The sequence below is a fragment of the Mycobacterium alsense genome, from assembly GCF_002086635.1.
GTDB classification, from domain to species: domain Bacteria; phylum Actinomycetota; class Actinomycetes; order Mycobacteriales; family Mycobacteriaceae; genus Mycobacterium; species Mycobacterium alsense.
Genome location: NZ_MVHD01000043.1, coordinates 15004 through 28439, shown reverse-complemented (window position 1 = coordinate 28439; position 13436 = coordinate 15004). Strand labels below are relative to the sequence as shown.

Annotated in this window: 14 protein-coding genes; 3 read left to right on the top strand and 11 right to left on the bottom strand. The window is 69.9% G+C overall.

All coding sequences use genetic code 11. The annotated features are described in order from the left end of the window. Window position 1: 1 nt before the first annotated feature. Together BST11_RS20230 and BST11_RS20225 are read right to left on the bottom strand one after the other, a co-directional pair. The gene (locus tag BST11_RS20230) at window positions 2–829 is read right to left on the bottom strand and encodes a hypothetical protein (RefSeq protein ID WP_083139722.1); all 828 of its coding nucleotides are present in this window, start codon (window positions 827–829) and stop codon (window positions 2–4) included. Window positions 830–921: 92 nt separating this feature from the next. Beyond that, complete coding sequence (locus tag BST11_RS20225; protein ID WP_067323791.1) at window positions 922–1227, bottom strand: hypothetical protein; 306 nt, start codon at window positions 1225–1227, stop codon at window positions 922–924. A 132-nt stretch (window positions 1228–1359) separates the two neighbouring features. On the opposite strand from BST11_RS20225, the gene BST11_RS20220 reads away from it, so the two are divergent. Then, complete coding sequence (locus tag BST11_RS20220) at window positions 1360–2130, top strand: isocitrate lyase/PEP mutase family protein (RefSeq protein ID WP_083139720.1); 771 nt, start codon at window positions 1360–1362, stop codon at window positions 2128–2130. Between the two features lie 89 nt (window positions 2131–2219). Here BST11_RS20220 and BST11_RS20215 read toward each other — a convergent pair whose 3' ends face one another. After that, entirely contained in the window at window positions 2220–2660 is a 441-nt protein-coding gene (locus BST11_RS20215) for an Hsp20/alpha crystallin family protein (RefSeq protein WP_083139719.1), read from the bottom strand. Between the two features lie 237 nt (window positions 2661–2897). Here BST11_RS20215 and nirB point away from each other — a divergent pair, with 237 nt between their 5' ends. Then, entirely contained in the window at window positions 2898–5468 is a 2571-nt protein-coding gene (gene nirB / locus BST11_RS20210) for a nitrite reductase large subunit NirB (protein ID WP_083139717.1), read from the top strand. Further along, complete coding sequence (nirD, locus tag BST11_RS20205; protein WP_067323794.1) at window positions 5465–5830, top strand: nitrite reductase small subunit NirD; 366 nt, start codon at window positions 5465–5467, stop codon at window positions 5828–5830. Before nirB ends, nirD begins: the two co-directional genes overlap by 4 nt. Window positions 5831–5840: 10 nt before the next feature. Here nirD and BST11_RS20200 read toward each other — a convergent pair whose 3' ends face one another. The 8 genes from BST11_RS20200 to BST11_RS20165 all read right to left on the bottom strand — a co-directional run bounded on the left by BST11_RS20200 (window position 5841) and on the right by BST11_RS20165 (window position 13371). Then, window positions 5841–6296, bottom strand: a complete 456-nt coding sequence (locus tag BST11_RS20200; protein ID WP_067323796.1) for a TetR/AcrR family transcriptional regulator — start codon at window positions 6294–6296, stop codon at window positions 5841–5843. Window positions 6297–6327: 31 nt separating this feature from the next. After that, window positions 6328–7068: a sirohydrochlorin chelatase gene (locus BST11_RS20195; protein WP_083139716.1), complete on the bottom strand. Its 741-nt coding sequence runs from the start codon at window positions 7066–7068 to the stop codon at window positions 6328–6330. Then, on the bottom strand, window positions 7059–8210 hold the full coding sequence (locus BST11_RS20190; RefSeq protein WP_083139714.1) for a uroporphyrinogen-III synthase: 1152 nt from the start codon (window positions 8208–8210) through the stop codon (window positions 7059–7061). Before BST11_RS20190 ends, BST11_RS20195 begins: the two co-directional genes overlap by 10 nt. A gap of 34 nt (window positions 8211–8244) precedes the next feature. Beyond that, the gene (locus tag BST11_RS20185; protein ID WP_083139762.1) at window positions 8245–9684 is read right to left on the bottom strand and encodes an MFS transporter; all 1440 of its coding nucleotides are present in this window, start codon (window positions 9682–9684) and stop codon (window positions 8245–8247) included. 392 nt (window positions 9685–10076) lie between these two features. Beyond that, window positions 10077–10622: a GNAT family N-acetyltransferase gene (locus BST11_RS20180; RefSeq protein ID WP_142276462.1), complete on the bottom strand. Its 546-nt coding sequence runs from the start codon at window positions 10620–10622 to the stop codon at window positions 10077–10079. Between the two features lie 63 nt (window positions 10623–10685). Continuing rightward, complete coding sequence (locus tag BST11_RS20175) at window positions 10686–11606, bottom strand: 5-oxoprolinase/urea amidolyase family protein (RefSeq protein ID WP_083139713.1); 921 nt, start codon at window positions 11604–11606, stop codon at window positions 10686–10688. 24 nt (window positions 11607–11630) lie between these two features. Further along, window positions 11631–12293 (bottom strand): 5-oxoprolinase subunit B family protein, encoded by a 663-nt coding sequence (locus tag BST11_RS20170; protein WP_083139711.1) that lies wholly within the window; start codon window positions 12291–12293, stop codon window positions 11631–11633. 100 nt (window positions 12294–12393) lie between these two features. Beyond that, the gene (locus BST11_RS20165; RefSeq protein ID WP_083139710.1) at window positions 12394–13371 is read right to left on the bottom strand and encodes an ABC transporter substrate-binding protein; all 978 of its coding nucleotides are present in this window, start codon (window positions 13369–13371) and stop codon (window positions 12394–12396) included. Window positions 13372–13436: the final 65 nt, after the last annotated feature.

The window sequence follows — 13436 nt, the reverse complement described above, 5'->3', positions numbered from 1 at the left end:
GTCAGCCGACGAATCTCAAGTCTGGAATGGTCCCGCTGGCCACCAGTGCGACGTAGAAATCGGTCACCATCAGGGTGCCCAGCGTGATCCAGGCGTACTGCTTGTGCCGGGTGTTGATCTTGCTGACCTGGCTCCAGATCCAGTACCGCACGGGGTGTTTGGAGAAGTGCTTGAGCCGCCCGCCGGTCACGTGTCGGCACGAGTGGCAGGACAGCGTGTAGGTCCACAGCATGACGACGTTGCCGACCAGGATCAGGTTGCCCAGGCCGAAGCCGAATCCGCCCGGTCCGCTGTCGGAGTGGAACGCGACGATCGCGTCGTAGCTGTTGATCACCGAGATGATGCACGCGATGTAGAAGAAGTACCGGTGCGAGTTCTGGATGATGAGCGGCAACCGCGTTTCGCCGGTGTAGTGGACGCGGGGCTCGGCCACCGCGCAGGCGGTGGGCGACTGCCACACGGTGCGGTAGTAGGCGCCGCGGTAGTAGTAGCAGGTCAACCGGAACAGCAGCAGGAACGGCAGCGACAGCGCCGCGTACGGCAGCCACCACACGTCGGGCAGGAACTGCGGCCAGATATCGCCGGCCTCACCGCATGCCTTGCTCATGCACGGCGAGTAGAACGGCGTCAGGTAGTGGTACTTGCCGACGAAGAAGTAATCCTGCTGCAGCGCCCGGGCGAACCCGTAGACAAGGAACGCGGCGAAGCCGAGGTCGATCCGCAGCGGCGACATCCACCACCGGTCGGTGCGCAGGGTTCGCTGCGGGATGCGGGCCCGGGTGGGTGAAAAGACGCCGGACGCAGGACGGTTCGCCGTGGGTGCGCTCATCTATGTGTGTTCCTCTTCGAACGGGCTGTAGGTCGAAGGGTACACAGACAAAGCACCCCCTCTTTTGGGGGGCTTGTGTTGTCAGGCGGTCGTCAGCAGCGGTTGTGACCCCCGACACCCTCGTCGTCGACATCGCGCCAGAAATCGCTGTCGTATTCGGTGTCGGGGATGACGATCTTCTCGCCGGACTGCTGCACGGTGGCGCGCGCCAGATCCAGTTCGGAGACATCGGTATCCAGCAATTCGACGTCGGACAGGATGCGGTTGGCGTCGATGACGATGCGGCGCATCGCCGGGCTGTCCCCGTAGCGCGCCTTCAGCGAGCTCACGCACCGCCGCAGGCCGCCGATGAGGTCGTGCAGTTCGGAGAGTTCGGCGGTGCTGGCGGGGCTCGACATGGATTCCTCGGATCTCCTCGATCGCTCGGCGCGCTGGACGGTGTTACGGATCACAGTACGCCCCCGATAGTATCCACGGCCCGGCCTAATGTCAGACAGGCCACTTCGGGCGACCCAGGGAGCAAACACGCCATGACGAGTCAAAACACGGCCCAGCGTGCCGACGCGCTGCTCGGGCTGCACCAGCCGGGCAACCCGGTCGTCCTGCCCACCGTGTGGGACGCGTGGTCGGCCCGGCTCGCGGTCGAGGCCGGGTTCGCGGCGTTGACCGTGGGCAGCCATCCGATGGCCGACTCGGTGGGCAAACCGGACGGCGAGGGCATGTCGTTCGACGACGCGCTGGCCCGCGTCGCCCAGATCACCGCCGCCGTCGACGTCCCGGTGTCGGTGGACATCGAGTCCGGGTACGGACAACCGGCCGCGCGGCTGATCGAAGGCCTGCTGGGCGCCGGCGCCGTCGGGCTCAACATCGAGGACACCGTGCACTCGGAGGGCAAGCGGCTGCGGTCCTCCGGCGAGCACGCCGAACTGGTCGGCGCGCTGCGCTCGGCCGCCGACGCCGCCGGGGTGCACGTCGTGATCAACGCCCGCACCGATGTGTTCCTGCGCAACGACGCCGCGGACGAAGCAGGGGGCGCGGATCCCGTCGAACGGGCCGTCGCGCGGCTGACCGAGGCCGCCGCCGCGGGCGCCGACGTGCTGTACCCGGTGGGTCGCCACGACCCGGAAACGTTGCGGCGCTTGACCGCCGAGCTGCCGCTGCCGGTCAACGCGATCGCACTGCCCGACCAGGACGACCCGGCGTCGTTCGGCCCGCTGGGGGTCGCGCGCATCAGCTTCGGGCCCTTCCTGCAGGCCGCGCTGGCGGGCCGGGCGAGGGAGCTGCTGGCCCGCTGGAGTTAGGGCCAGGGCGCCGAGTGTGACGCCGGGGTTCACACGCAAATCCGGCGGGGCCGTCCGGAGTCGACGGCCCCGCCGGTTTGATCGCGGAGTTACTTGGTGATCTCGATGCGCCGCGCCTTGGACCCGGCGTAGGCGCCGGTGACCCGGACCGTCAGCACGCCGGCGTCATACGACGCCGAGATCGCCTCGCCGGTGACGTGCGCGGGCAGCTGGAACGTCCGCCGGAACGACCCGTAGCGGATCTCGCGCAGGGTCCGGCCGTCCTCCTCCTCCGAGTGCTCGTCGCGGTGCTCGCCGTGGATGACCAGGCGGCCGTCCTCGACCTCGACGTTGACGTCCTTCTCCACGTCAACGCCCGGCAGCTCTACGCGGACCACCGCGTCGTCGCCGTCCTTGACGATCTCCGCAGCCGGCCGAAAACCGCTCGGCAGCGGCTTGAACCAGTCCGCCGTCGCGGCGGGACCGAAAAAGTCGCGCACCCACCGCTCGGTGTCCCAAGCCGGTCGTGACCACAATGCGAGGTTGCTCATGGGTCCTTTCCTCCTGCTTCCGTGTTGCTTCGTTGTGAGTTAGCTGTGACCGGCGGCTTACCGGTTCGCTACTCCTACAAACATGAGTCGACCCCACTAAAGTTCCACCTGGCTGTTCGCCCACAGCGAACGGCCTCGCCACAGCTTCACACGGTCGGGTGTGAGGTGTGAGGGTGCCGTCATGCGGACGTCACATGGCGCGATTTCCCCTTAATTTGGCGCCCCTACCCTCGTGGCATGCCCCCGCCCGAAACCCGCCGCGCCGACTGTGCCGCGCGTCACGTCGTCGTGGTCGGGCACGGCATGGTGGGCCACCGCCTGGTCGAGGCGCTGCGCGCCCGCGACACCGAAGGGCTATGGCGCGTCACGGTTTTGGGGGAGGAGGCCGACGCGGCCTACGACCGCGTGGGGCTGACCTCCTACACCGAAGGCTGGGAGCGCCGACGGCTCGCGCTGCCCGGCAACGACTACGCCGGCGACGAGCGGGTCCGGCTGCTGCTCGACACCCGCGCCACCGAAATCGACCGGGCCGCAAAGGCGGTGGTCACCGCGGACGGCCGGCGGCACGGCTACGACGCGCTGGTGCTGGCCACCGGGTCCTACCCGTTCGTGCCGCCGGTGCCCGGCCACGACCTGCCCCAGTGCCACGTCTACCGCACGCTCGACGACCTCGACGCCATCCGGGCCGACGCCGAGAGCGCCCGTGACGGCGGACACGCCGCGGCCGGGGTGGTCATCGGCGGCGGCCTGCTGGGGCTCGAAGCCGCTAATGCGCTGCGGCAGTTCGGTTTGCAAACGCACGTCGTCGAGATGATGCCGCGGTTGATGGCCCAGCAGATCGACGAGGCCGGGGGCGGCATGCTGGCCCGGATGATCACCGACCTCGGCATCACGGTGCACGTCGGCACGGGCACCGAATCGATCGAATCCGTTGCGCTGCCCGACGGCCTGGCTGGGGTGCGGGTGCTGCTCGGCGACGGCGAGCTCATCGACGCCGGCGTGGTAATCTTCGCGGCCGGCATCCGGCCGCGCGACGAGCTCGCCGGGGCCGCCGGACTCGAGCTCGCCCCGCGGGGTGGCGTGCTCACCGACCTGTCCTGCCGCACAAGCGATCCCGACATCTACGCGATCGGCGAGGTCGCGGCGATCGACGGCCGGTGCTACGGGCTGGTCGCGCCCGGCTACACCTCGGCCGAGGTGGTCGTCGACCGGCTGCTGGGCGGCCGCGCCGAGTTCCCCGAGGCGGACCTGTCCACGAAGCTGAAATTGCTGGGGGTCGACGTGGCCAGCTTCGGCGACGCGATGGGCGCGACCGAGAACTGTCTCGAGATCGCCGTCAACGACGCGGTGAACCGGACCTACGCCAAGCTGGTGCTGTCGGACGACGCCAAGACCCTGCTCGGCGGGGTGCTGGTGGGCGACGCGTCGGCGTACGGGGTGCTGCGGCCCATGGTCGGCAGCCAACTGCCGGGCGACCCGCTCGCCCTGATCGCCCCCGCCCGGGGCGACGGCGCGCCGGCCCTGGGCATCGGGGCGCTGCCGGACTCGGCGCAGGTCTGCTCGTGCAACAACGTCACCAAGGGCGACCTGAAGGACGCGATCGCCGGCGGCTGCGCCGACGTGCCCGCGCTCAAGTCGTGCACGGCGGCCGGCACCTCGTGCGGGTCGTGCGTGCCGTTGCTCAAGCAGCTGCTGGAAGCCGAGGGCGTGCAACAGTCCAAGGCGCTGTGTGAGCACTTCGCCCAGTCGCGGGCCGAGCTTTTCGAGATCATCTCCGCGACCGAGATCCGGACGTTCTCGGGCCTGCTGGAGCGCTTTGGCAACGGAAAGGGTTGCGACATCTGCAAACCCGTGGTCGCGTCGATCCTGGCGTCCACCGGCTCCGAGCACATCCTCGACGGCGAGCAGGCCTCGCTGCAGGACTCCAACGATCACTTCCTGGCCAACATCCAACGCAACGGCAGCTACTCGGTGGTCCCGCGGGTACCCGGCGGTGACATCAAGCCGGAACACCTGATCCTGATCGGCCAGATCGCCCAGGACTTCGGGCTTTACACCAAGATCACCGGCGGCCAGCGGATCGACCTGTTCGGCGCCCGGGTGGACCAGCTGCCCCGGATCTGGAAGCGGCTGGTCGACGGGGGCATGGAATCCGGCCACGCCTACGGCAAGGCGTTGCGCACCGTGAAGAGCTGCGTCGGCAGCGACTGGTGCCGTTACGGCCAGCAGGATTCGGTGCAGCTGGCCATCGACCTGGAACTGCGGTACCGCGGCCTGCGCGCCCCGCACAAGATCAAGCTCGGCGTCTCGGGCTGCGCGCGGGAGTGCGCCGAGGCGCGCAGCAAGGACGTGGGTGTCATCGCCACCGAAAAGGGCTGGAACCTCTACGTGGGCGGCAACGGCGGTATGACCCCCAAGCACGCCCAGCTGCTGGCCGGCGACCTGGACACGGCGACGCTGGTCCGCTACGTCGACCGGTTCCTGATGTACTACATCCGCACGGCCGATCGGCTGCAACGCACCGCGCCGTGGGTCGAATCGCTGGACGGCGGGCTGGATCACGTGCGTGAGGTCGTGTGCGACGACTCGCTGGGCCTGGCCGAAGAATTCGAGACCGCAATGGAGCGGCACGTGGCCAACTACAAGTGCGAGTGGAAGGGCGTGCTGGAGGATCCGGACAAGCTGTCCCGGTTCGTCTCCTTCGTCAATGCCCCGGACGCCGTCGACTCGACGGTGACCTTCACCGAGCGCGCCGGGCGCAAAGTCCCTGTGCCCATTGGCATGCCGAGATTCAGGGAGGAATCATGACACTTCTGGAAAGCGTTCAACACATTCAGGCCTGGACGACGGCGTGCGAGTACGACCGACTGATCCCGGGCCGGGGGGTCGGTGTGCTGCTCGACGACGGCAGCCAGGCGGCGCTGTTCCGCCTGGACGACGGGTCGGTGCACGCGGTCGGCAACGTCGACCCGTTCTCGGGCGCCGCGGTGCTCTCGCGGGGCATCGTCGGAGACCGCGGCGGCCGCGTCACGGTCCAATCCCCGTTGCTGAAGCAGGCTTTCGCGCTGGAGGACGGCTCCTGCCTGGACGACCCCAGGGTTTCGGTCCCGGTGTACCGGGTGCGGGTGACGCCCGAGGGCCACATCCAGGTCGGGCGGATCGCCGCCTGACCGCCCGCGGCTAGCCGCGGGTGATGTCGCCCACGAGGTAGCGCTGCATCGTCGGGCCGATCGCGTCGACGAGGGTGTCCACGGACATCGAGTGCAGCGGCTCGGACCGGACCCCGTAGCGCATGATGCCCAGGCCCACCAGCTGGGAAGCGCACAGCGAAGCGCGCACGGCCACCTTGTCGGCGCCCAGCATCTTGAGGATCGGGCCGAAAATCGGGCCGATGAACATGCTCTCGACGATCTCCGCCGTCTTGGCCATCCCGGTGGACGCGACGGCGCTGGCCGCGAAGGGCCCACCGCCGGCCGCGTCCCAGGTGGTGATCAGCAGGTGCAACGTCCGCCGGCCCACCTGGTTGACCCCCCCGGTGACGATCCGGTCGATGAACTCCGGTGTGCCGAATGGAAACCGCAGCATCTTCGCCACCGGGTCGAGCAGCCCACGCGAGGGCTCTTCGCGACGAGGCATGGAGCCAGGATCGCCGGTGGGCGAGCAAAGATCAAGCGCCGTGGGCGCCGGCGTGCCTGCGCCGGTGGGATCCGCGCGGCCGCCGCAACGCGAGTCCGGGTGCGGCCCTTTGGAATCGGTTCGCGACCAGGCGGGTCAGCCCGGGGTGGGCGCCCAGCGGCCTGCTGACGAGGTCGGCGCCGCCGGAGTGCAGCCGCTGCTGAAACAGCCCGTCGGCCAGCAGGTAGGAGGCGACCACGACGCGGCGGGCGCCGGCGCGCCGGGCCGCGGCGACCGCGTCGTCCACGGACGGCTCGCCGGTGGCGGCGTATCCGAGCCGCACCCGCGAGCCGACCAGCGCGGACACCGTCGTCGCGGCGACGTGCAGGTCCGCGCGCGCCCGGGGATCGGTGGTGCCCGCGGCCGCCAGTACCACGGAATCGGCCGGACGCCAGCCGGATTTCGCCAGCTGGTCGGCGACGATCCGCGCGATGTCCGCGCTGGGCCCGAGGGCGGGTGTGACGGTGACGTTCGGGTGCCCGCTGGCGCGGACGTGGGCGGGCAGGTCGGTGCGCACGTGATATCCGCGCGACAGGAACGCCGGCACCACGACGGCGGGGCCGCCGCTTTTCGCGGCCCGCGACAGCACCTCGCCGGGCGTGGGGCCCAACACGTCGACGAACGCGACCTGCACCCGGCGCTCGAGGAGCGCGCCCACCCGGGCCGCGAGGTCCCCGATCATCGCGACCCCGCCGGGCCTGCGGGTGCCGTGCGCGGCCAGGATCAGCTCCATGCGGCCCTCGGCCCGTCATCGATGGCCAGCCGGTAACCTCGCTTGACCACCGTCGCCACGATGTTCTTGTCGCCCAACGCCGTTCGCAGCCGCAACACGGCGGTATCGACCGCGTGCGGGTCGTTGCTGTTGCCGGGCAGCACCCGCAGCAGGTCGGTGCGCGCGACGACACCGCCGGGCCGTTGCGCCAGCGCCCGCAGCACCGACATGCCCGACGGCGACAGCGGTTTGATCGCACCGTCCACCAGCGCGCAGGTTCCCCGGATCTCGAGGACATGCCCCGCAACCTGGACGGTGGACGATCCCAGCAGCGGGAGCTCCTCGGCGATGTGCCGGGCCAAGGCCCCCAAGCGCATTCGTTCGGGCGCCGACGTCGGAACGCCCTTGCGGATCAGCGGTTTGGACGTCACCGGGCCGACGCACATCGCGTGCACGTCGGTGCGCAGCGCGGCCAGCACCTGGTCCTCGACGCTGAGCTCGCGACTGCGCTCCAGCACCGCCGCGGCCGCGGGCGCCGACGTGAACGTGATGGCGTCGAACTGGCGGCGGGCGATCCCGGTGATCAGCTGGTCGAAATCGCCCCCCGGCGGTGCCGGCTTCCACCGGTACACCCGGATGGGCACCACATGAGCGCCCGCGAAGCGTAGCCCCCCGAGGAATTCCGGGAACGGGTCCCACGCGTCGGCGGCGCCGTGCAATTGGACGGCGACGCGCTGGCCGGAGACACCCGAGTCGAGCAGGTACTCCAGCACCTCCTGTGAGGATTCGGACTCAGGAGACCACTCCTCGTGCAGCCCGGCCGCGCGCAGCGCCCCCGTGGCCTTGGGTCCGCGCGACACGATCCGCGCCGACGACAACGCCGCGACGAGCTGGTTGGCCAGCCCCCATCCCTCGGCGGCGGCCAGCCAGCCTCGCATGCCGATGCCGGTGTGCACTACCAGGATGTCGGGCGGATTGGCGATCAACGCCTCTGTGTTGCAGTGCAATTCGTCGTCATCGGGCAGCGCGATCATGTTGATCGCGGGTGCGCAGCAGACCTCGGCGCCCTGCCGGCTCAGCAGGGCGCACAATTCCTCGGCGCGCCGGGCCGATGTGACGGCGACCCGGTAGCCGGTCAGTGGCGCGGACCGCGGCTGAGCCATATGACCTGTGTATGCCTGGGACGTTTCCACTGCGTTACCGCGCAATTGCTGACGCATTGCCCCTGTTGCGACCGTCATCACACCCCGCGGGCTCGCCCCGAAAAACCGGTTCCGGCGCGCTCGCGGGCGACGCCGGCGGGCGCACGTACACCATCCAGGTCATGCCGGCCGCGACGAGGTAGCAGGCCAAAAAGCACCAATACGCCGCCGTTTCGGTGCCGCTGCTGAGGTAGGACTGGCGCAGTGCCATGTTGATTCCGACGCCGCCGAGCGCGCCGACCGCCGAGCAGATGCCGATCAATGCGCCCGATTTCGCGCGTGCCCAATTGCGGCGCTGCCCCTCCCCGAGATCCAGGCCCCGACTGCGCGCCTCGTAGACCGACGGGATCATCTTGAACACCGACCCGTTGCCCATGCCGGACAGAACGAACAAAAGCATGAAGCCGCTGACGTAGCCGGTCATGCTCACCGAATGGGCCGCGGCGCGGTGACCGTCGAGCGTGCTGACGGCGACCAGCAGCCCGGCGCCGAGGATCATGCCGGCGAGGACGCCCAGGGTGACGCGGCTGCCGCCGAACCGGTCGGCCAGCCTGCCGCCGTAAATCCGCGACAGCGATCCCAAAAGCGGTCCCAGGAAGGCGATCTGCGCGGCGTGCAGCGCCGCCTGCTTGGCGCTCTCCCCGTCTTCCAGGAAGTTGACCTGCATCACCTGGCCGAACGCGAAGGCGAAGCCGATCCAGGAGCCGAACGTGCAGATGTAGAGCAGGCAGATCACATGGGTGTCGCGCTCGAACAGGATCGAGCGCATGGTGCCCACCTCGGTGCCGTGGTGCAGGTTGTCCATGAAGAGCGCCGCCGCCACGCCGGCGACTGCCAGCAGTAGCAGGTAGACCGCGCACACCCAGTACGGCGCTTCGTGGCCCGCGGTGGCCAGCACGAGCAGCCCGGCCAGTTGGACGACCGCGACCCCGAGGTTCCCCACGCCGGCGTTGACCGCCAGTGCCATGCCCTTGAGGCGCTGCGGGTAGAAGGCATTCACGTTGGCCAGCGATGCCGCGTAGTTGCCGCCGCCCATCCCGGTCAGTGCCGCGCAAACGATGTAGGGCCACAGCGGAAGTCCCGGGTGGGCCAGCAACACCACGGTGCCGACGGTCGGGATCAGCAGCACGAAAGCCGAAAACGCCGTCCAGTTGCGGCCGCCGAACGCGGAGATTCCCAACGTGTACGGGATGCGCGCGCAGCCGCCGACCAGGGTGGCCACGGCGCCCAGCAGCAGCTTGTCGCCGGCCGAAAACCCGTAGATCGACGCCGGCATGAACAGCGCCATCACGGGCCACAGGGTCCAGATCGAAAAGGCGACGTGGTCGGCCGCTACCGTGCAGAGCAAATTGCGGCGGGCGATCTTCTTGTTACCGGCCTCCCAGGCCGCCGCGTCTTCCGGATTCCAGTCCGTGATGGCGGGGTGACGGCCCATGCGATCTGCACCTTTCTTCGACGGATTCGCCCGTTCGCGGCCGCGCACGCCGGCGAATCGCTTGAACGCGTTGGGATGCCGCAAGGCAGGGCGCATGGCGAACCCTTTCGTCAGACCGTCTGGCAAACGCACACATCACCCGGTGGCGCGCGAAGAGGGCTGCTCTGCCCTTTGACTGCGATGCTCACATTCAGAAGGGAAGTCCGTCAACTCGATTCGGTCGATATCGCCTGTAAGTTGAATTCCGGTTGTCTGGTAAATGGCTGAGGGGTAAGCCGGCGAGCTTTTATCACCGCCGGTGTCAAGTGATTTCGTGCGGCCACGAGACCCAGTGTGAGCTGGGGATACCTATGGAAAGCGAAGTTGGTTGTGATGCAACACAACCCGCTGTCCTACCAGACGTCCCCCGCCCGCCAGTCGCACGTCAGGTCCGCCGAGGGGTCCAGGGTGATCCCGACCGGGAGGACGAAGATGCTGCCGTCGTCGACGGGCGTGCGGGTCGGGCCGGTGGGGGCGAGCACGGACGTCGGGCCGCGCCAGGGCAGCCATCCGCGCGCGACGAACGCGCGGCGGGCGATGTCCGAGGACCTGACGGCACCCACCTGGTAGGCGCCGCGGATCACCTGCTCGACGCCGTCCAGCAGCGCGCGCGCCAGGCCCTGGCCGCGGAGGTCCTCGCGCACCGCGACCCCTTCGACGTAGCCGCAGCGCAGCGCGCTACCCCGGTAGAGCAATCGGCGCTGGACCACCGCGGCGTGCCCGATGAGCGCGCCGTGATCCCAGATCAGGGCGTGCATTCCCCCGAGGGTGTGCTCCCAGTCGTCGTCGTTGAAGTCCCCGGCGAACGCGGTGGTGACCATCTCGCGGACCCGCTGGCGGGCCTCGCCGTCGAGATCGGCGGTGTGGATCAGCCGGGCGGTGTGGACCTGGGCTTGCACGGGGACCGGGGTTTGCACACTCCCTGTCTACCAGCCCTGTCCAGGGCCCGAACCGGACTCGCGCTACGCGAACGGCGGGCCCACGGCGCTCGACACCGGCCGGGCGCCCGGCGCGGACCGCGGCCGTGCCCAGTGCAGCCGCACGTACTGGCCGGGGCGCACCTGGGCGATCTTGTCGACGTCCTCGTCGGTGACGACGCCGACCACCGGGTACCCGCCGGTGACCGGGTGATCGGGACCCAGGATCACCGGTAAGCCGTTGGGCGGCACCTGGATCGCGCCGCGCGCGGTTCCCTCGCTGGGTAGTTGCTGCTCCGGGAAGCGGTGCCGCAGCGGGCGGCCCTCCAGCCGCATGCCGACGCGGTCGCTGCGGTCGGAGGCCATCCAGATCGTGTGCACGAGCGCGTCGGGATCGACCAGCCAGTCGTCGCGCGGGCCCGGCACCACCTGCAGCTCCACCAGGTGCGCGGCGATCGCGGCCACCGGCGCCTGGTCGAGTTCGGGGTACGCGTCGGTGCGCTCGCCGACCGGCAGCCGGTCCCCGACCCGCAGGGGCGGCGGCCCGATCGCCGCCATCACGTCGTAGCTGCGGGAGCCCAGCACCGGCTCCACGTCGATGCCGCCCCGCACCGCCAGGTAGCTCCGCAGCCCCGCGCGCGGGGTGCCCAGGGAGATCACCTGGCCGTCACGGGCGCGGTGAATGCTGTTGGTGCCGAACGGGATTCCGTCGACGGTGGGGTCGGTGTCGGCGCCGGTCACCGCGATGTCGACGTCGCCGCCGCGGACCCGGGCGCACAACCCGCCGAACGTCACCTCGACGGTGGCGCGGTCGTCGGGGTTGGCGACGAGCCGGTTGGCCAGCTTGTGGGCGCGGCGGTCGGCGGCCCCGGAGCGGCTGACGCCCAGGTGGGCCAGACCCGGCCGGCCCAGATCCTGGACGACGGCGAACGGCCCGGTGCGCAGGACCTCCAGAGTCGTAGTCATGGCTTTCCCCCTAGCTCCTCGCGTTCAGGCGGCCCGGAACTGGACCCACATGCACCGCGTCAGCAACGCGGGGTTGGGCCGGGCGAGATCCCACAGCGCGGCGTCGGTGTGGCCGATGAGCCGCCAGCCGCCGGGCGACCGGCGCGGGTAGATCGCGCTGAATTCGTCGGCGAGTCCGACCGACCCGGTCGGCACGGCGGTGCGCGGTTCCGGGCGGCGCGGCACCCGAAGCCGCGGGTCGCCGTCGACCAGGTACGCGAAACCCGGTGCGAAACCGCTGAATCCGACCCGCCACGGCGTGGCGGTGTGGGCGTTGATCACCTGTGCGGTGCTCAGCCCGGTGAGCTCGGCGACCTCGGCGAGGTCGGGGCCGTCGTAGACGACGTCGATCACCACGTCGGCCCGCCGCCCGGCGGGCGCGGTGTCGCCGGCCCCGACCCGCATGTTGCGCAGCCGCCGGCGGATCACCCCCTGGTGGCGCGGGCCCGCGAGCTTCACCAGCACGGTGCGGGCCGCCGGGACGATGTCCACCACGCCGGGCAGCGCCGCGGCCCGCAACACGTCGGCCCACGCCAATACCTCTGCGGTGCCGCCGCATTGGAGCATCAGCGCCCGGTCGCCGTAGTCCACAACCGTATTGCCGGCCAGGTCGGCCGGCACGTCGCTGCCGAGATCAGTCACGCTCATTACTCGACGGTAACCTCGCGATAGGCGCAGGTCGAGGGGTTGTCGCGGGATTTTCGAGCACTGCCAGAACCGCCTTAGCGATTGCTCAAAACAGGCTGGGCTAGCCCAGGACCTTGCCGATCAGCGGCGGCAGCTGGTCGGCGACCACGGGGTAGCTCAGCGGCGACGCGAACGCGATCGCGCCGGCCAGGTCCTTGGTCGTGAAGACGTGGCGGTTCTGCGCGGTCGCCAGCGAACCCGCCACCTCGGGGTCGGCCAGCAGCGCCTTCTGGTCGTCGGGATTCTCGGTCGTCCAGATCACGACGTCCGCGGAATCGAGCACCGCCTTGATCTGATCGCGGGGGATGACGGCGCGATGATCGCTGCCAAAGGGTTTGATGCTGTCGGCGATGACGAGGCCCATCCGGTTGAGGAAGTCGGTCCGCCAGCCCGCCAGGGTCGCCACCACGGTTCCGCGAAACAACGTGCCCTGCATCAGCAATGCCCTCTTGGCCTGCCACTGCGGGTTCCGCTGCGCGAGGGCCGCGAATTGTTTGTCGACGCCGTCGATGAGCGAGTTCATCCGGTCGGACTGGAATACGGCCTGGCCGACGGCGGAGGCCTGGTCCTTCCACGGCTCGAAGAACGCGTCGCCGTCCGATTGCGCGACGGTCGGCGCGACGGCCGACAGCTTCTGGTAGGTGTCGGCGTCCAGGCCGGCGTTGACGGCCACGATGAGATCGGGCTTGAGCCCGGCGATCTGGTCGACCTGAATCCCGTTGTCCAGGTTCAGGACCACCGGCTGGGCCGCGCCGAGCTTGGGCTGCGCCCACGGCCACACCGCGAACGGTTGGTCACCGAACCAATTGGTCACCGCGATGGGCACCACGCCCACCGCCAGCAGGTCGTCCTGCTCGGTGTAGCCGGCGCTGACGACACGCTTGGGCGGCTCCTTGACGACCGTCTGGCCGAACAGGTGGGTGATCGTCACCGACCCCGCGGCGGCGCCGCCCGGCGCCGGTTTGCGCGACGAGCACGCCGCCGCCACCGCGGTCGCGCCTGCGAGCTGCAAGAATCCCCGGCGATTCCATCGGCTCATCGCGTGAGATTATCGCGTTCTTCGCCCCGTCCCGCCGCGCCGCGCGAAAGTTCTGACAAACGACC